A 16,938-nucleotide genomic window follows, 5' to 3' on the forward strand; every position below is an offset into this window, starting at 1 on the left:
CATGCCCGAAGAAATGCGCCGAATCGTGCTGGCCAGCCGCCCCGAGGCGGAGGCCGTGCCCGACAACTTCCGACTGGAAGAAGCCGACCTGCCCCGCCCGGCCGAGGGCGAGGTGCTGGTGCGCGTCATGTATCTGTCGCTCGATCCCTACATGCGCGGCCGGATGAGCGCCGCGAAAAGCTACGCGCCCCCCGTGGAGATCGGCGGGACGATGACCGGCCAGGGCGTCGGCGAGGTGATCGAGAGCCGCTCGCCCCGCTTCGCACCGGGCGACAGGGTGCTCGGAATCACCGGCTGGGCCGATCACGCCTGCCTGCCCGCGGAGGCGCTGCGCAAGCTCGACGGCACGCTCGCGCCCGAACTCTTCCTCGGCGTGCTCGGCATGCCCGGCTTCACCGGCTGGGTCGGACTTTCCGAATTCGGCCGCCCGCGGCAGGGCGAGACGCTGGCCGTCGCCGCCGCCACCGGGCCGGTGGGGTCGATGGTGGGCCAGCTCGCGAAGCTCAAGGGCCTCCGCGCCGTGGGAGTTGCCGGCGGGCCGGAGAAATGCCGCATCGCGCGGGAGACCTTCGGCTTCGACGCCTGCATCGATCACCGCGCCTTCAAGGAGGCGGGCGCGCTCTCGGCCGCGATCGCCGAGGCCGCGCCCGACGGCATCGACATCTATTTCGAGAACGTGGGCGGGATGGTTCTGGACGCCGTGCTGCCGCTCTTGAACGACCACGCGCGCGTGCCCCTTTGCGGCACGGTCGCGTGGTATTCCGGCGGGGCCGGCGGCGCGCAGGACCGGCTGCCCATGCTCTGGCGGTCCATCCTCGTGCGCCGGCTGTCGGTGCACGGCTTCATCATCTTCGACCACTACGACCGCTACGACGCCTTCCTCGAAGAGGTCGCGCCGATGGTCGAGGCGGGGCGGATCGCGCATCTCGAGGACGTGGCGGACGGCCTCGAGAGCGCGCCGGGGGCTTTCGTCGCCATGCTGAAAGGCGGAAATACCGGCAAGCAGCTCGTGCGGGTCGGCTGACCTTCCGCACGGAGGATCGCGCCCGTCAGGGGCCATCCTCCTGCGCCTCGAGGGCGAGCGGCGCGGCGGGCGGGCGTTCCAGGTCCTCGGCGGAGAGCGCCGCGGAAGGCCGCGCGAGGCGATTGCGCACCACCCAGATCAACCGCTCCTGCGCCCGCGTGATCGCGACATAGGCCAGCCGTTTCCAGAGCGGCTGGCCCGCCTCGCTGCGCCCGGCCTGCGCGGCGGCGAAAAGATCGGGCGCGAAGACCTGCACCGTGTCCCACTGCGAGCCCTGCGCCTTGTGGATCGTCACGGCCGCGCCGTGCAGGAACACCGCGCCCATATGCGCCGCATAGGGCAGGAAGGGTTCCTCCTCGCCCGGCTTCTCGATCTTCACGATCGAGGCGGCGGAGACCTGCGGCTCCTCCGCGCCCACGACATGGAGCCGCGAAAAGCCCGGACGCTTGCCCGGCCCCTTGTAGATCACCTGCGCCCCCTTGATGAGCCCGCGCGCCTCGAGGTCGAGCCGCTTCTTGCGGTGCTTGAGCGGCAGCTCGATCCCATCGCAGATCAGCGGCTCGCCCGGCAGCAGCCGGTCCTCGGGTGCGTCATGCACCTTGCGGAAGGCATCGATGAGACGGATGCGCGTGGCGTTCCGCCAGACGAGCACGGGGCTGCGCGCCATCAGGTCCACCTCCACCCGCTGGCTCCAGACGACGCGATCGTCGCGCGCGGCGGCGGCGCGGATCATCTCCTCGAACTCCGCGAAGCCGAGGGCGGGACCGGCCAGGGCGTGGGCGAGGTCGAGGATCGGGTTGTCGGCCTCCTGCCGGTGGATGCGGTGCAGTTCCATCGTCTGCTCCGGTGCCAGCCGGTCGAAGATCATCTCGCCCGACTGCCCGACGGGGGCGAGCTGCGCGGGATCGCCGAACAGCAGAAGCGTCGGAAATATCTCCCGCAGGTCGTCGAACTGGCGCGCGTCGAGCATCGAGGCCTCGTCCACGAATCCCACGTCGAGCGGATCCTCCCGGCGCTTCCAGCCGGTGATGAAGTCCGACCCGCGCAAACCGGCCGCCGCGAGCGCCCCCGGCACCGAGGCGTGGCGGGCGTAGAAGGCCGCGGCCCGGTCGAGCGCGGCGTCGCCCAGCTCCGCGATCTCGGGGCGCTCCCCCTCGCCCGCCAGCCATTCCGCGATCCGCTCGTAATCGGGATCGTAGACGGGGGTATAGAGGATCCGGTGGATCGTGGTGGCGGGCACGCCGCGCTGGCGCAGCACGCTCGCGGCCTTGTTCGTGGGCGCGAGCACGGCAAGGGTGCGCCGGTCGCGGCGCCGCCGCCCTTCCCAGTCGCCCGAGACGGTCTCTACCCCCGCATCCGCGAGCGCGCGGCAAAGCTCGGCCAGAAGCAGCGTCTTGCCGGACCCCGCCTTCCCCACCAGCGCCATGACCTGGGCCCGACCTTCGCGCGGAGGGGCGAGGCGGCCCGCGTCGAGGTCGATCCCCGCCGCGCGCAGAAGCTCGGCGACACGGTCGTGGGCCTCGGCCTGGTCGGCCGAAAGGGTCAGGGCAGAAGCGGTCATGGCGCGACCCTAGCCCTGCCCCGAGCCGGACGCCAGAACCACCGCGCTCAGGGCATGATGAGCCCGCGGCTCATGGCGCGGGCCACCGCATGGGTGGTGTTGATCGCGCCCAGCTTGAAGCGCGCGCTTTCGATATAGACCCGCAGGGTGTGTTCGGAGATCGCGAGCGTTTCGGCCACCTGCGCCCGGCTGTAGCCCGCGGCGAGCAGCGTCATCGCGTCGACCTCGCGCGGGGAGAGCGCGCAGGCCCGCACGGGCGCGCGCGACGCGTCGAGCTCCAGCGCCTTCTGGTTGACCATGTGTCCCAGCAGGATCAGGTCGCGGCGATGCGCCTCGCTGAAGGCGCGCCAGTCCACGTCGTCGCAGTCGTGGTTCACCGTGAGAAGCGCGAATTGTCCGTTCGGCCCGCGCAGAGGCACCGAGACGCCCTGCTGTCCGACCCCGTGGCGCAGGGCGTCTTCCAGAAAGGCGCGCGCGGTCTTGCCGCGCCAGTCGAGGCGCTTCCAGTCGACCGGATGGACATGATCGAGACAGCCCCGCACCACCGGATCGATCCGCAGATATCCCATCTCGGCATAGCGCTTGAGCCAGGCCGGACAGTAGGTTCCCAGGCGATAGCGCTCCCCCTCCGGGCCGACCCAGCGGTAGCCGACCTGCCCGACCCCGAGCCGCTCGCCCAGCGCCTCGATCGCCGTTTGCAGCTCGTCAGTCCCGGCTGCCGTCTCCAGGCGTTTCAGAATGCCATCCAGCCGTAAGCCGGTCACCGCGCGGCGCCCTTCCGCTTTGCGACGCGATCTCGGCCATGGCGAGCAGGCGCGTGTCGTCCAGACGCTCGGCCAGAGCCGGCAACCCGTTGGCCCTGGAGAAGTTTTTCAGGTCCGCGAGTACGTCGAGTATCCAGTCGTGTTTCATCGCAAATCTCGTTCCGACACGTTAAAGTATGGTTAATGCAATTATAGCACGAACCATGCGGGCGACTGTATTCGCACTATTCAACTCCCCGTTTCCAGTGAGTTGACAATCTTCACGGCGGGCGGGACGCGGCAACATGCCAAGCCTGTCGAGCGAATTTTCGGTGAAGGGCGATGTCGGGTGCGGACCGACGCCGCGAGGTGGGAGGAAGCCTGCGACCGGCCGCGCGGCGAGGCGAATACGGCAGGGGATGCGCGATCGGGCCCTCGCGTGGCGGGCGGCCTTGCCCGGGAGGCGCGCGCAGCGCCCGCCCGGGCAGGGATCGGCCGGCCCGCCCGACGATCGGGTAGGCCGGCCGGCCGCGGAAAGTCAGCGTCCGGCTTCGAGCACGTCCTCGAAGGTGCGCAGCCCGGTGCGCGGGGCCTGCACCAGAACGGCCATGTTGCCGGGCTTGTGGGCGTTGCGCAGCATCTTCATGTGCGCCTGGGGCAGCTCGTCCCAGGTAAACACCTCGGACATCGTGGGATCGAGCCGTCGCTCCAGCATGAGCTTGTTGGCCGCGCTCGCCTGCTTGAGATGGGCGAAGTGGCTGCCCTGAAGCCGCTTCTGGTGGCTCCACATGTGGCGCACGTCGAAGGTGCAATTATATCCCGTGGTGCCGGCGCAGATCACCACCATGCCGCCGCGCTTCACCACGAAGGTCGAGACGGGAAAGGTCGCCTCGCCGGGGTGTTCGAAGACCATATCGACGTTCACGCCCTTGCCGGTGATCTCCCAGATCGCCTTGCCGAACCGGCGGACCTCGGCGAACCATTCCTTGTACTCCTCGGTGCCGACCTCGGGCAGCCGCCCCCAGCAGTTGAAATCCTTGCGGTTGATGACGCCCTTGGCGCCCAGGTCCATCACGAACTCGCGCTTGTCCTCCTCGGAGATGACGCCGATGGCGTTGGCGCCCGCGGTGTTGATGAGCTGGATCGCGAAGGAGCCGAGCCCGCCCGACGCCCCCCAGACAAGCACGTTCTGGCCCGGTTTCAGATCATGCGGCTCGTGCCCGAAGAGCATCCGGTAGGCAGTGGCGAGCGTCAGCGTGTAGCAGCCCGACTCTTCCCATGTCAGGTGCTTCGGCCGCGGCATGAGCTGTTGCGCCTGCACGCGGGTGAACTGGGCGAAGGAGCCGTCGGCGCTCTCGTAGCCCCAGATGCGCTGGCTGGGCGAGAGCATCGGATCGCCGCCGTTGCATGCCTCGTCGTCGCCATCGTCCTGGTTGCAGTGGACCACGACCTCGTCGCCGACCTTCCAGCGCTTCACCTTGTCGCCCACCTTCCACACGATCCCGGCGGCGTCCGAGCCGATCACGGCATAGGGCGCCTTGTGGCCGAGGAAGACGCTGACCGGCTGGCCGAGGCAGGCCCAGACCCCGTTGTAGTTGACGCCCGCGGACATCACGAGCACCAGCACTTCGTGGCTGTCGATCTCGGGGACGTCCACGACCTCCTTCTGAAGCGCCTTGTCGGGCTCGCCGTGGCGTTCCTGGCGAAGGACCCAGGCGTGCATCTTCTCGGGCACGTAGCCGAGGGGCGGCATCTCGCCCATCTCGTAGAGATCCTTTTCCGGTGCCTCGTAGGCGGCGATGCCGGTGTCGGAATCCAGAGCCATCGGGGCCTCCTTCGCAAATGAGTCTCGCCGCACTGCCGAGTTGCCGGCGACGCCTCGGGGATAGCGCCGGTCGCGCAACAATGCAACACCCTGCGGGGCCCGATTGAAACTTTATGACCGAGCGTGTGCAGAAAACTATTCCGCAGCCGCAGCATCGGGGGGCAGAAGATGCGCGATGGAGCGGGCGTAGAAGTCGAGCAGCACGGTCTCGTCCTCCGCCGGGGCGAGCGTGTCGCCCTGTTCCACCACGATCTTCCGCGCGGCAAGCTGGCCCACCGCCTGTTCGAGCGCCGCAGGCGTCAAAGCAGGCACGCCCAGCCCCTCGGTCAGCGCCGCGGCCCTGCGATGCAGCGCCGCGCGCGGCATCGCCCCGTCGCTGCGCAGAAGATGCGCGACGACCGGGACGGGGACCACCGGCACCGCGGCGCCGATCCGGCGCATCAGCGCCTCGGCCAGCGCCCGCGGGTCAGCGTCATGCGCGCCCCGGAAGTCCGCAAGCGAGAGGGGCCGCCCGAAGCGCACCGCCGCCTGCCCGAAGCGGCGGTGCCGGCCCGTGATCTTGAACCAGAGCTGCCCGAACACGAAGCGCGCGATCGCCAGGGGGCGCGCCCGGAAGCGCCGCGTGCCGGCCTGCCCCGCAGAGGTGAGCAGCCGGTCCTCCAGCACTCGGTCGTAGTTCAGCCCCACGGGCACGAAGATCACGTCACGCCCGGCCGTCTCGGCCTCGGCGATGTATTTCAGAAGGCCCAGCTTCGGCGGCCCCAGCCCACCCGTCAGGCTCAGCCCGCCCTCGGGGTAGAGCGCCTGCGTCACGCCGCCCTCGGTGGCCAACTGGACGTAGCGCGCCAGCACACGGCGATAGAGCATGTTGCCCTCGCGCCTGCGGATGAAGTAGCCGCCCAGCGCCCGGATCAGCCGTGACACGGGCCAGACGCGCGCCCATTCCCCTACCGCGTAAGCCAGCGGCGAGGTTTCGGCCACGAGATGGGTCAGCAGCACGTAGTCCATGTTGCTTCTGTGGTTCATCACGAAGACCACCGTGGCGTCGCGGTCGATCCGGGCGACCACCTCGGCCTGTTCCAGCCGCACGGCGTAGAGCCTGCCCGACAGCCACCGCGCAAGGCGGATGGCCAGGCCGAAGTAGAGCGAGGCGGAAAAGGCCGGCACGATCTCCCGCGCGTAGCGGCGCGCACGCTCGAAGGCCACGTTCTCGGGCACACCCTCGGCCTCGGCGGTCGCGACGATCGCCCGGCTCACCTCGGGGTCGTAGATCAGGCGCTGGATGGTATCGTGGCGTTCGGCCAGCTTGAAGGGCCGGATCGGCCGTTCCAGCCGCTCGTTCAGCCGCGCGACCGCGCGCTCGAGCCGGCGGCGAAAGAACCAGCGCACGGAGGGGAACAGGAAATGCGAGGCGAACGTGACGCCCGCGAAGGCGAGGATCAGCAGGAAGAGCCAGAGCGGAAGGGTCACGGGCGCGGTCATCGCAGGGATATTGAAGGCTCCCCCGCCCCGCGTAAATCCTTGACGGACGCCGCGATGGCGCCCCGCGCCGTGCCGCGGCGCAGCGAATTGACCGGCCAGAAAGTTTCAAGTATCCACGCCCGAACGCAACAAAGTTGCACGACAGAGTCGAGAGGCCCCAGATGACCGAGACCGGATCCGCGCCCAAGAAAGACAAACCCTGGCTCATGCGCACCTATGCGGGGCATTCCACCGCGAAAGCCTCCAACGCGCTTTACCGCCGCAACCTCTCCAAGGGGCAGACCGGCCTTTCGGTGGCCTTCGATCTGCCCACGCAGACGGGCTACGACAGCGATCACGTTCTCGCCCGGGGCGAGGTGGGCAAGGTCGGCGTGCCCGTCGCCCATCTGGGCGACATGCGCACCCTCTTCGAGGACATTCCCCTAGACCAGATGAACACCTCGATGACCATCAACGCGACAGCGCCCTGGCTTCTGGCGCTTTACGTCGCGGTGGCCGAGGAACAGGGCGCCGACGTGTCGAAACTCCAGGGCACGGTGCAGAACGACATCATAAAGGAATACCTCTCGCGCGGGACATATATCTGCCCGCCGAAACCGTCATTGCGCCTCATCACGGACGTCGCGGCCTATTGCTACCGCGAGATTCCGAAATGGAACCCGATGAACGTGTGTTCCTATCACCTGCAGGAGGCCGGCGCGACGCCCGACCAGGAACTCGCCTTCGCGCTCGCCACCGCCACGGCGGTGCTGGACGACCTGAAGGGCAAGGTGCCGGACGAGGATTTCCCGCTGCTCGTCGGCCGCATTTCCTTTTTCGTGAACGCCGGCATCCGTTTCATCACCGAGATGTGCAAGATGCGCGCCTTCACCGATCTCTGGGACGAGATCTGCCGCGAGCGTTACGGCGTCGAGGATCCGAAATACCGCCGTTTCCGTTACGGCGTGCAGGTCAATTCGCTCGGGCTGACGGAGCAGCAGCCGGAGAACAACGTCTATCGCATCCTGATCGAGATGCTCGCCGTCACCCTGTCCAAGAAAGCGCGGGCACGGGCGGTTCAGTTGCCGGCCTGGAACGAGGCGCTGGGACTGCCGCGCCCGTGGGACCAGCAATGGTCGCTGCGGATGCAGCAGATCCTCGCCTACGAGACCGATCTTCTGGAATTCGACGACCTCTTCGACCAGAACCCGGCTGTCGACGCCAAGGTCGAGGAGCTGAAGGCGGGCGCGCGCCACGAACTGGCCAGCATCGACGCCATGGGCGGCGCCGTGGCGGCCATCGAATACATGAAGGCCCGCCTCGTGGACGCCAACGCGGAGCGGCTCAACCGCATCGAGCGCGGCGAGACCGTCGTGGTCGGCGTCAACAAGTGGATGGAATGCGAACCCTCGCCGCTCATGGACGAGGAGGGCGGGATCATGGTCGTCGACGCCGCGGTGGAGCAGGACCAGATCGACCGGCTGAACGCGTGGCGCGCGGCGCGCGACGAGGCCGCCGTGGCGGCCGCCCTCGCCGATCTGCGCGCCGCCGCGGCCGAGGGCCGCAACATCATGCCGCCTTCCGTGGCGGCGGCGAAAGCGGGGGTCACCACCGGCGAATGGGCCGCCGAGATGCGCAAGGCCTTCGGTGAATACCGCGGGCCGACCGGCGTGTCGAAGAGCCCCTCGAACATGACCGAGGGACTCGACGAGATCCGCGAGGCGGTCGATGCCGTCAGCCAGCGTCTCGGCCGGCGCCTGCGCTTTCTCATCGGCAAACCGGGGCTCGACGGCCATTCCAACGGGGCGGAGCAGATCGCCTTCCGCGCCCGCGATTGCGGCATGGACATCGAATACGAGGGCATCCGCCTCACCCCTGAAGAGATCGTTCGCGCCGCGCAGGAGAACACCCCGCACGTCATCGGGCTTTCCATCCTTTCGGGAAGCCATATTCCGCTCGTGGAAGACATGATGGGCCGGCTGCGCGAGGCGGGACTCGAGGAAACTCCCGTCATCGTGGGCGGAATCATCCCCGAGGAGGATGCAAGGCGCCTGCGCGCCATGGGCGTGGCGCGCGTCTATACGCCGAAGGATTTCGAATTGAACGCGATCATGATGGATGTCGTCGAGCTGGCCGATCCCAAAGCGGTCGCTGCGCAATAAGGATTACGCAGGGTCAGCGATTACTCCGCGCGCCATCGCCTTTTCCACAACCACTCCGCGCAAAGACTTTGCGCGGAAAGTTTTCCAATGCCGTTTTTTTCTTGTATCCTTGAAAATTGCGGGTAAGGAGTCATGTCCACGCGACCGTGGCGCAACAGAAGACGACCACGCAACAAAGGAAAAGCCCATGAATATCGATTTGTACAAGATGTCCGGCGAGGAACTGAAACAGCTTCGCGCCGATATCGACAAGGCGCTGGAGACGATCGAGGTTCGCCGCAAGGCCGAGGCGCTGAAAGCGGCCGAAGACGCGGCGAAAGCCTATGGTTTCTCGCTCAACGACCTCAAGGAAGCCGGGCCGAAAGGCAGCAAGAACCCGCCGAAATACGCCAACCCCGCCGATCCGCGCCAGACCTGGACCGGCCGCGGGCGCAAGCCGCAGTGGGTCAACGAGGCGCTGAAGGCGGGCAAGACACTCGAAGACCTCTCGATCTGACGCGGGGGCGCGCGTGGCGATGGCGGAAAAGGCGATCGCGGCTCGCGTGGAAGGCCGGGTGCAGGGCGTCTCCTTCCGCGCGTGGACGCAGGAGCAGGCGCGCAGCCGCGGCCTCGCCGGCTGGGTGCGCAACCGCTCCGATGGCAGCGTCGAGGCTCTGATTCAGGGGCCCGACGACGCCGTCTCCAGCCTTCTCGAACGGCTCCGCGAGGGGCCGCCCGCGGCAAGGGTGACGCAGGTTTCCGAAGAGGAGACTGCCGCCGATCCCGCGCTTCGGGATTTCGAGATCCGTCGCTAGCAACCGGCGTAAGGAAAGGCTCCGCATGACGATCCATATCGGCGCGGCCGAAGGCGAGATCGCGCCAACGGTGTTGATGCCCGGCGATCCCTACCGCGCCCGTTGGGCGGCCGAGCGTTTCCTCGATGCCCCGCGCCTCGTGAACGAAACCCGCGGCATGCTCGGCTTCACCGGAATCTGGCGGGGCGAGCCGGTCACGATTCACGGCTCCGGCATGGGAATGCCGTCGCTGTCGATCTACGCCAACGAACTGATCCGCGATTACGGGGCGAAGACGCTCATCCGCATCGGGTCCTGTGGCGCGATGCAGACGCAGGTCGCGCTTCGCGATCTCGTGCTCGCAATGACGGCGTCGAGCCTCTCGACGCCCTCGCGCGGGACGTTCCGCGAATTGTCCTTCGCGCCCTGCGCCGACTGGCCGCTTCTGCGGGCGGCCGCGGCCGCCGCCGAGGCGCGCGGCGCCACGCATCATGTCGGCGGCATCTACTCGTCGGACGTGTTCTACGACGAGCGCCCCGACCTGAACGAGATCCTGACCCGTCACGGCACGCTCGCCGTCGAGATGGAGGCGGCGGAGCTCTACACGGTCGCCGCCCGGCTCGGCGCACGCGCGCTCGCCGTCCTCACGGTGAGCGACCATCTCCAGACCGGCGCGCATCTGCCGAGCGCGGAACGCGAGACCGGCTTCGAGGCGATGGTCGAGATCGCGCTGGAGGCCGCCTTCGCCTGATCCCTATGTTCCGTGGCTGCGGTCGTAGGGGTTGGGCGCGGGCGGCCTCCACCCCTCGAGCGCGCCGGTTCGCGGCGCGAAAACCTCCACCAGCAGCGGATGGCAACGCGCCGCGTCGCTCGAATGTTCGGCTGAGCAGTCCCCGCCGGGGCAGGCACTGAGCGCGCCCAGAAGATCGATCTCGGCGAAGAACTCGAGGTAGTCGCCGGGCCGCACCGGGCTCGCCTTCATGAAATACTGCCCCGTGTCGGGGATGAAGCCCGTGCACATGAAGACGTTCAACACGTCGTGCACATGGCCCTCCGCCTCGGTCACGGCCATCCCGGTTTCCCCGGCCAGCGCCCGCGTCAGGTTCGAGTGGCAGCAATGGTGGTAGGCGTCCCCGCCCGAGAGCAGCGCGTGGGTGTAGGGATCGCAGCGTGTGCCGATCACGTCGTGCACCCGGCCGCCGAAGTCATCCGTGCCGTACCAGGCGAGCGTGTCCTCCACGATGGTCGCCATCGGGCGAAGATGCGGAAAGGCCGACCACATCCGGTCGCCCGTCGTCAGATGCGTGCCGTGCAGCGCGCGCGTCTTGCCCGAGTAGAAGCGCTCGGACAGATCGCCCGCGTTCCAGAGGTTCAGGTCGCCCACCTGCGGCCCCTCGACGCTCGCGATGCGAAGGAACTGCCCGGCGGCCACGCGAAAGCAGCGACCCTCGCGCGGCGGCACGATGACCTCGCCCAGCTTTTCCGCCCCCGGCCGCGCCGCGCGGTAAAGCGCCAGGTCCGGCGCGGGCAGCGTGTCGTCCGGATAGCAGATCACGGGGGGCACGGCGCGGCGCGCGTCGGCGTCGGCGGGTGGATTGGCCATTGGATACTCCGTTGCCCGTGCTTTCAGTCGCCGCAGGCATAGCCCCGGTGGCGCGGACTGTCACGGAATCGCGTGGGCCGGCAAAGCCGGGCGTGCGTCCTCCGCGTCAGCGGGGCGGCGCGAGCCGTGCGGACCGGGCCTAATGCATCGCGCCATATCGCCCGCGCGCTGCAACCCTCACGGGCTGCGGGTCTGCCTGGGCGAGCGGCGTCAGCGACCGCTCGCCCGATACAAGGCCTCAGACCACGCGGTCCACCATCATCTTCTTGATGTTGGCGATGGCTTTCGCCGGGTTCAGACCCTTGGGGCAGGTCTTCGCGCAGTTCATGATGGTATGGCAGCGGTAAAGCTTGAACGGATCCTCGAGGTCGTCCAGCCGCTCGCCCGTGGCCTCGTCGCGGCTGTCGATGATCCAGCGATAGGCATGCAGCAGCGCAGCTGGGCCGAGGTACCGGTCGCCGTTCCACCAATAGGACGGGCAGGCCGTCGAACAGCAGGCGCACATCACGCACTCGTAAAGCCCGTCGAGCTTTTCGCGATCCTCGATCGACTGCCGCCACTCCTTCGCGGGCGCGTTCGACTTCGTCTCCAGCCACGGCATGATGCTTTCGTGCTGGGCGTAGAAATGCGTGAGATCCGGGATCAGGTCCTTCACCACCGGCATGTGCGGCAGGGGGTAGATCTTCACGTCGCCCTTGATCTCTTCCATGCCGTAGATGCAGGCGAGCGTGTTGATCCCGTCGATGTTCATCGCGCAGGATCCGCAGATCCCCTCGCGGCAGGAGCGGCGGAAGGTCAGAGTCGGGTCGATCTCGTTCTTGATCTTGATGAGCGCGTCCAGGACCATCGGCCCGCAGCTGTCCATGTCCACCCAGTAGGTGTCCACGCGCGGGTTCTCCCCGTCGTCGGGGTTCCAGCGATAGATCTGGAACTTACGCAGGTTCGTCGCGCCGTCGGGCTTGGGCCAGGTCTTCCCGGTGCGGATCTTCGAATTCTTGGGGAGCGTCAGTTGAACCATCTCGGTCGTCTCCTCAGTACACGCGGGCCTTGGGCTTGATACGGTCGAGGTCGATGCCGCCCTCGTTGTGCCCCATGAGCGGGTTGAGGTGCACCGGGCGATAGTCGAGCTTCACGCCGCCGTTGACCCATGCGAGCGTGTGCTTGCGCCAGTTCTCGTCGTCGCGGTCGGGATGGTCCTCGTGGGCATGGGCGCCGCGGCTTTCCTTGCGCGCCTCGGCGCTCGCGATGGTCGCGAGCGCGTTCGGCATGAGGTTGGCAAGCTCCAGCGTTTCCATGAGGTCCGAGTTCCAGATCAGCGACCGGTCGGTGACGGCGATATCGTCGAGCTTGCCCGCGATCGTCGTCATCTTCTCGAGACCCTGCTTGAGGGTTTCCTCGGTGCGGAAGACGGCCGCGTCCTCCTGCATGGTCTTCTGCATCTCGAGCCGCAACTCCGCCGTGGGCGTGCCGCCCTTGGCGTGGCGCATCGCGTCGAAGCGGTCGAGCGCCTGCTCGATGGCGGCCTTCGGCGCCTCGGGCACCGGCGTTCCATGCTCCACGGCCTCTCCGGCGCGGATGGCGGCGGCGCGGCCGAACACCACGAGGTCGATGAGCGAGTTCGAGCCCAGACGGTTCGCCCCGTGGACAGAGGCGCAGCCCGCCTCGCCGACGGCCATCAGGCCGGGCGCGATGCGGTCGGGATCCACCTCGGTGGGGTTCAGAACCTCGCCCCAGTAGTTGGTCGGGATGCCGCCCATGTTGTAGTGCACCGTGGGCAACACCGGGATCGGCTCCTTCGTGACGTCGACGCCGGCGAAGATGCGCGCGGATTCGGAGATGCCCGGCAGCCGCTCGGCCAGCGTCTCGGGCGGCAGGTGATTGAGGTGCAGGTGGATGTGGTCCTTGTTCGGGCCCACGCCGCGCCCTTCGCGGATCTCGATCGTCATGCAGCGGCTGACCACGTCGCGGCTGGCGAGGTCCTTGTAGGTGGGCGCGTAGCGTTCCATGAACCGCTCGCCCTCGGAATTGGTGAGATACCCCCCCTCGCCACGGGCACCCTCGGTGATGAGGCAGCCTGAGCCGTAGATACCGGTGGGGTGGAACTGCACGAACTCCATGTCCTGGAGCGGCAGGCCCGCCCGCGCGATCATGCCGCCGCCGTCACCGGTGCAGGTATGCGCCGAGGTGGCCGAGAAATAGGCGCGCCCGTAGCCGCCGGTGGCCAGCACCACCATCTTGGCGGAAAAGACGTGCATGCTGCCGTCGTCGAGCTTCCAGCAGAGCACGCCGCGGCAGGCGCCGTCCTCGTCCATCAGGAGGTCGATGGCGAAATACTCGATGTAGAACTGGGCCTGCTGCTTCAGGCTCTGGCCGTAGAGCGTGTGCAGGATCGCATGGCCGGTCCGGTCGGCGGCCGCACAGGTCCGCTGCACCGGCGGCCCCTCGCCGAACTCGGTGGTGTGGCCGCCGAACGGGCGCTGATAGATCTTGCCGTCCTCGGTGCGCGAGAAGGGCACGCCGTAATGCTCGAGCTCGTAGACGGCCTTGGGCGCCTCGCGGGCCAGGTATTCCATCGCGTCCACGTCACCGAGCCAGTCCGACCCCTTCACGGTGTCGTACATGTGCCACTGCCAGTTGTCGGGCCCCATGTTGCCGAGCGAGGCGGCGATGCCCCCCTGCGCGGCCACGGTGTGCGAGCGGGTGGGAAAGACCTTGGTGACGCAGGCGGTGCGAAGCCCCTGCTCCGCCATTCCGAGCGTCGCGCGAAGCCCCGAGCCGCCGGCGCCCACCACAACCACGTCGTAATCGTGCGTCTCGTAGTCGTATGCTGCCATGGAATGCTGCTCCGTTATCTCAAAGCGCCAGCTTCGCCACGGCGAAAATGCCGACGGCGGCGGCCGCGTAGCTGAGGCAAATCATCGCCACGATCAGAACCTTCTGACGCGTGCCGTGGACATAGTCCTCGATCAGGGTCTGAACACCGCCCCGGAAATGGTAGAAGCCGACGAGGAAGGTGAGGATCGCCACCATGGCCGGGAACGGCTGCTGGTAATAGGCCACGACCTCCGCATGGGGGCGGCCCAGCGCCTGCCCGAAGGTGAAGATGAAAAGCGGCACGAGCCCGATCAGGGCCGCCGACGAGACAATCATGCTCCAATGATGGTCGGTTCCCGTCTTTGCGGCGCCCGTGCCCTCGGCACGCTTGCGTGCGGTCAGAATATGCATGGCGATCCCCCTCAGATCACGAAGACGGTGGCGAGCGTGAGCACGACCGACCCGCCGATCATCACATAGCCCATCATGTAGGAGCTATCGAGGTCGAGGCCGCGCCCGCTGTCCCAGACAAGATGCCGGATGCCCCCGAGCGTGTGATACCAGAGCGCCCAGAGCGACAGGAACATCACCAGATCGCCGAACCAGCTCGTCAGCACCGCGTCGGCTCGCGCGAACGCCTCGGGAGAGGTCGCGGCGGCGAGAAACCACCAGACGACCAGAAGCGCGGCCACCAGAAGCGCATTTCCGGTGATGCGCACGAAGATGGACGTCACCGATGTGAGCTGCGGGCGGTAGATCTGCAGGTGGGGCGAGAGCGGGCGGTTGCCTCTGTTGACGTCGGCCATGGCATGTCCTTTCGGTCTGCTGTCCAACTGATAGCGCATTTTTCGGCGCTGTCATGGGGGCAAAGCCACGCCATGACCGGAAAATCTGCGCAACGCAACCTCTTCGGGGGCGTTCGTGATCACTGAGCGATATCATGTGATCGCAAATTTTCACCTGTCTTATCTGCGTCTTCGCGCGGCCATGGCGCACGATGCGGTGCATGCGGGCCGAGCGCGCAAGGATTCGGATGCGGCCTGGGACGGCCCCGCCCTTCGGCTCAAGGAGGCCGGCCCAGCCTGTGATCACGCCAGACCGGTCTCGGCGGCACCCGGATCCCCCGGTGCCCCCGATCGCCGGCCCGGCCTTCGGCGATCACATCGGCATGAACGCCCAGTAGTCGAGGTCCAGAAGGACATCCGGCAGATACTTGCCGTCCTCGCCCTTGAGCGTGAAGGGCGCGCCGCCTTTCGTCGCCACCAGACGCAACCGGATCGCGCCGACGCCGGGCGCGGGCGTCTCGGCCATGTCGAGCACCTCGGACCAGGCGCGCACGGTGTCGCCCGCGAAGCAGGGGTTCGCGTGCGCGCCCGCGTTGATCGCCGCGATCATCTGCGCGTTGGCGAGACCGTTGAACGAAAGCGCGCGCGCCATGGAGATGACGTGCCCGCCATAGATCAGCCGCTTGCGATCCTCGCGCGGCGTGGCGTCGAAATGGGTCTTGGACGTGTTCTGCCAGAGCCGCGTCGCCATCATGTGCTCGGCCTCTTCCAGCGTGACGCCGTCCACGTGGTCGATCGTTTCTCCGACCTCGTAATCCGACAGGCGGTGCGGTTCTCCGGCGAGGCCGAAATCATACTGGGTGAAGTCGAGCCCGGCCGGAATGACCAGGTCGCCCGGCGCGACATGCGGCGCGGTCTCGGGCACCACCGCTTCGGGGGCCGGCGTCCCGGGGTCCTTCTTGCGCACCATGACCCAGCGCTTGAACTCCATCACCGGAAGCCCGTGCTGGTTGAAGCCCGTGGTCTTCACGTAGACCACACCGGTCTTGCCGGAGGAGTTCTGCTTCAGCCCGATCACCTCGGACGAAGCGCGCAGCGTGTCGCCGGCATAGACCGGCCGCAGCCAGCGCGCCTCGGCATAGCCGAGATTCGCCACGGCGTTGAGCGAGATGTCGGGCACCGACTTGCCGAAAACGATGTGAAAGGCGGCCAGATCGTCCACCGGGCTGGCCGGAAGGCCGCAGACCCGCGCGAACTCGTCCGACGAGTAAAGCGCGTGGCGCGCCGGGTAGAGCGCGTGGTAGATCGCCCGCTCGCCGCCCGAGATCGTGCGCGGCACGGCATGGGGGATCACCTCGCCCACGGTGTAATCCTCGAAGAAGCGGCCCGGGTTGGTCTTCATCCGGCTGGGCTTGTCCTTCGGCATGCTCACTGCTCTCCCAGCTTCATGTCGGGGTGGTAGGTGCCTTCCACCTCCTTCACCACCGCCTGCCCGCAGCGCATCACGCCGTTGCTTTCGTCGTAGGCGTAGGCGGGGGCGCCGTAGAGATCCCAACCGGCGTTCAGCGCGGCGGTCACCTTGTGGCAGAAGGCGGAGGTGTCGTCGGCGGTCAGGAAGCGGTAGAGGCGCATCGCGTCACCCGAATGCCGGATAGCCGAACCAGTAATGCGCCCAGGCGATCAGGCCGTAGACCACCAGCGTGCCGACGACGGCGCCGATCTCCTTGCCCATCGAGGCGGGCGGCGGCGGCGCCGGACGCTCCGTCGCGCGATTGATCAGGATGACCTCCCACACGGCCCAGCCGAGCAGCCCGCCGAACAGGATGAGCGAGGGAAGATCGCCGTTGACGAGCAGATGGCCCACCGCCCACGCCTTGACGGCGGTCAGCTGCGGGTGGCGGATCCCGGCCGTGATCCGCGTCTTCATCCCCGAGGCGGCGAAGAGATACACGGCGAAGAGGTTGAGCAGGTTGTTGATGCCCACCGTCGCCGGGTGACGCCCCCACCAGACATCGCCGTAAGCTCCGCGATAGCCCACGATCATCAATGCCAGCGCGACCAGAAGCAGCACGGCGACCACGCCCTTGCCGGTCTCGCCCATGCCGGCGCGCGTGTCGGGTGCAAGGCGCTTGAACGTGTGCGCCCCGATCCAGAGGATCACGCCGAGGATCAGTAACGTCAGTGCCA

At 67.7% G+C, this 16,938-nt stretch carries 18 protein-coding genes; 5 read left to right on the forward strand and 13 right to left on the reverse strand.

The genetic code is table 11. The features are described from left to right. Position 1: 1 nt before the first annotated feature. Positions 2-1,024 (forward strand): NADP-dependent oxidoreductase, encoded by a 1,023-nt coding sequence (locus AB6A69_RS08055; RefSeq protein WP_371060394.1) that lies wholly within the window; start codon positions 2-4, stop codon positions 1,022-1,024. A 25-nt stretch (positions 1,025-1,049) separates the two neighbouring features. On the opposite strand, the gene AB6A69_RS08060 is transcribed toward AB6A69_RS08055, so the two are convergent. The 5 genes from AB6A69_RS08060 to AB6A69_RS08080 form a co-directional block, all read right to left on the reverse strand. After that, positions 1,050-2,585 carry an ATP-dependent RecD-like DNA helicase gene (locus tag AB6A69_RS08060; RefSeq protein ID WP_371060395.1) on the reverse strand — a complete coding sequence of 512 codons (1,536 nt, stop codon included), beginning with the start codon at positions 2,583-2,585 and terminating at the stop codon, positions 1,050-1,052. Between the two features lie 47 nt (positions 2,586-2,632). Beyond that, complete coding sequence (locus tag AB6A69_RS08065) at positions 2,633-3,349, reverse strand: autoinducer binding domain-containing protein (RefSeq protein ID WP_371060396.1); 717 nt, start codon at positions 3,347-3,349, stop codon at positions 2,633-2,635. Next, positions 3,291-3,497 carry a hypothetical protein gene (locus AB6A69_RS08070; protein ID WP_371037379.1) on the reverse strand — a complete coding sequence of 69 codons (207 nt, stop codon included), beginning with the start codon at positions 3,495-3,497 and terminating at the stop codon, positions 3,291-3,293. Before AB6A69_RS08070 ends, AB6A69_RS08065 begins: the two co-directional genes overlap by 59 nt. A gap of 369 nt (positions 3,498-3,866) precedes the next feature. Further along, positions 3,867-5,153: a crotonyl-CoA carboxylase/reductase gene (gene ccrA / locus AB6A69_RS08075; protein ID WP_371060397.1), complete on the reverse strand. Its 1,287-nt coding sequence runs from the start codon at positions 5,151-5,153 to the stop codon at positions 3,867-3,869. A 135-nt stretch (positions 5,154-5,288) separates the two neighbouring features. Next, positions 5,289-6,635 (reverse strand): 1-acyl-sn-glycerol-3-phosphate acyltransferase, encoded by a 1,347-nt coding sequence (locus AB6A69_RS08080; RefSeq protein WP_371060398.1) that lies wholly within the window; start codon positions 6,633-6,635, stop codon positions 5,289-5,291. A 161-nt stretch (positions 6,636-6,796) separates the two neighbouring features. On the opposite strand from AB6A69_RS08080, the gene AB6A69_RS08085 reads away from it, so the two are divergent. From AB6A69_RS08085 to deoD, 4 genes are all read left to right on the forward strand, one after another. Continuing rightward, the gene (locus AB6A69_RS08085) at positions 6,797-8,776 is read left to right on the forward strand and encodes a methylmalonyl-CoA mutase family protein (protein ID WP_371060399.1); all 1,980 of its coding nucleotides are present in this window, start codon (positions 6,797-6,799) and stop codon (positions 8,774-8,776) included. A 187-nt stretch (positions 8,777-8,963) separates the two neighbouring features. Beyond that, a complete protein-coding gene (locus AB6A69_RS08090; protein WP_371055006.1) occupies positions 8,964-9,272 on the forward strand; it encodes an H-NS family nucleoid-associated regulatory protein in 309 nt (102 codons plus the stop codon). 19 nt (positions 9,273-9,291) lie between these two features. After that, positions 9,292-9,570: an acylphosphatase gene (locus AB6A69_RS08095; RefSeq protein ID WP_371060701.1), complete on the forward strand. Its 279-nt coding sequence runs from the start codon at positions 9,292-9,294 to the stop codon at positions 9,568-9,570. 25 nt (positions 9,571-9,595) lie between these two features. Then, positions 9,596-10,300 carry a purine-nucleoside phosphorylase gene (gene deoD, locus AB6A69_RS08100; protein ID WP_371060400.1) on the forward strand — a complete coding sequence of 235 codons (705 nt, stop codon included), beginning with the start codon at positions 9,596-9,598 and terminating at the stop codon, positions 10,298-10,300. A gap of 3 nt (positions 10,301-10,303) precedes the next feature. Here the strand turns inward: deoD and AB6A69_RS08105 are convergent, their stop codons facing one another. From AB6A69_RS08105 to AB6A69_RS08140, 8 genes are all read right to left on the reverse strand, one after another. Beyond that, complete coding sequence (locus AB6A69_RS08105; RefSeq protein ID WP_371060401.1) at positions 10,304-11,152, reverse strand: urea carboxylase-associated family protein; 849 nt, start codon at positions 11,150-11,152, stop codon at positions 10,304-10,306. 238 nt (positions 11,153-11,390) lie between these two features. Continuing rightward, entirely contained in the window at positions 11,391-12,170 is a 780-nt protein-coding gene (locus AB6A69_RS08110; protein WP_371060402.1) for a succinate dehydrogenase iron-sulfur subunit, read from the reverse strand. 13 nt (positions 12,171-12,183) lie between these two features. Next, positions 12,184-13,986, reverse strand: coding sequence for a succinate dehydrogenase flavoprotein subunit (sdhA, locus tag AB6A69_RS08115; protein ID WP_371060403.1), 1,803 nt, complete (start codon positions 13,984-13,986; stop codon positions 12,184-12,186). Between the two features lie 19 nt (positions 13,987-14,005). Continuing rightward, positions 14,006-14,377, reverse strand: a complete 372-nt coding sequence (gene sdhD / locus AB6A69_RS08120; RefSeq protein ID WP_371060404.1) for a succinate dehydrogenase, hydrophobic membrane anchor protein — start codon at positions 14,375-14,377, stop codon at positions 14,006-14,008. Positions 14,378-14,388: 11 nt separating this feature from the next. Further along, positions 14,389-14,772 (reverse strand): succinate dehydrogenase, cytochrome b556 subunit, encoded by a 384-nt coding sequence (gene sdhC / locus AB6A69_RS08125; protein ID WP_371037389.1) that lies wholly within the window; start codon positions 14,770-14,772, stop codon positions 14,389-14,391. Positions 14,773-15,124: 352 nt separating this feature from the next. Further along, positions 15,125-16,177, reverse strand: a complete 1,053-nt coding sequence (locus AB6A69_RS08130; RefSeq protein ID WP_371060405.1) for a MaoC family dehydratase — start codon at positions 16,175-16,177, stop codon at positions 15,125-15,127. 2 nt (positions 16,178-16,179) lie between these two features. Continuing rightward, positions 16,180-16,383, reverse strand: a complete 204-nt coding sequence (locus AB6A69_RS08135; RefSeq protein ID WP_371037391.1) for a DUF1737 domain-containing protein — start codon at positions 16,381-16,383, stop codon at positions 16,180-16,182. A 4-nt stretch (positions 16,384-16,387) separates the two neighbouring features. Further along, entirely contained in the window at positions 16,388-16,933 is a 546-nt protein-coding gene (locus tag AB6A69_RS08140) for an NnrU family protein (protein WP_371060702.1), read from the reverse strand. Positions 16,934-16,938 lie beyond the last annotated feature (5 nt).

The sequence above is a fragment of the Rhodosalinus sp. 5P4 genome, from assembly GCF_041365695.1.
Taxonomy (GTDB): Bacteria; Pseudomonadota; Alphaproteobacteria; order Rhodobacterales; family Rhodobacteraceae; genus Rhodosalinus.

Coding starts and splice junctions, on each gene's coding strand:
- AB6A69_RS08055 (WP_371060394.1), top strand. CDS start 2: ATGCCCGAAGAAATGCGCCGAATCGTGCTGGCCAGCCGCCCCGAGGCG.
- AB6A69_RS08060 (WP_371060395.1), bottom strand. CDS start 2,585: ATGACCGCTTCTGCCCTGACCCTTTCGGCCGACCAGGCCGAGGCCCAC.
- AB6A69_RS08070 (WP_371037379.1), bottom strand. CDS start 3,497: ATGAAACACGACTGGATACTCGACGTACTCGCGGACCTGAAAAACTTC.
- ccrA (WP_371060397.1), bottom strand. CDS start 5,153: ATGGCTCTGGATTCCGACACCGGCATCGCCGCCTACGAGGCACCGGAA.
- AB6A69_RS08080 (WP_371060398.1), bottom strand. CDS start 6,635: ATGACCGCGCCCGTGACCCTTCCGCTCTGGCTCTTCCTGCTGATCCTC.
- AB6A69_RS08085 (WP_371060399.1), top strand. CDS start 6,797: ATGACCGAGACCGGATCCGCGCCCAAGAAAGACAAACCCTGGCTCATG.
- AB6A69_RS08090 (WP_371055006.1), top strand. CDS start 8,964: ATGAATATCGATTTGTACAAGATGTCCGGCGAGGAACTGAAACAGCTT.
- AB6A69_RS08095 (WP_371060701.1), top strand. CDS start 9,292: ATGGCGGAAAAGGCGATCGCGGCTCGCGTGGAAGGCCGGGTGCAGGGC.
- deoD (WP_371060400.1), top strand. CDS start 9,596: ATGACGATCCATATCGGCGCGGCCGAAGGCGAGATCGCGCCAACGGTG.
- AB6A69_RS08105 (WP_371060401.1), bottom strand. CDS start 11,152: ATGGCCAATCCACCCGCCGACGCCGACGCGCGCCGCGCCGTGCCCCCC.
- AB6A69_RS08110 (WP_371060402.1), bottom strand. CDS start 12,170: ATGGTTCAACTGACGCTCCCCAAGAATTCGAAGATCCGCACCGGGAAG.
- sdhA (WP_371060403.1), bottom strand. CDS start 13,986: ATGGCAGCATACGACTACGAGACGCACGATTACGACGTGGTTGTGGTG.
- sdhD (WP_371060404.1), bottom strand. CDS start 14,377: ATGCATATTCTGACCGCACGCAAGCGTGCCGAGGGCACGGGCGCCGCA.
- sdhC (WP_371037389.1), bottom strand. CDS start 14,772: ATGGCCGACGTCAACAGAGGCAACCGCCCGCTCTCGCCCCACCTGCAG.
- AB6A69_RS08130 (WP_371060405.1), bottom strand. CDS start 16,177: ATGCCGAAGGACAAGCCCAGCCGGATGAAGACCAACCCGGGCCGCTTC.
- AB6A69_RS08135 (WP_371037391.1), bottom strand. CDS start 16,383: ATGCGCCTCTACCGCTTCCTGACCGCCGACGACACCTCCGCCTTCTGC.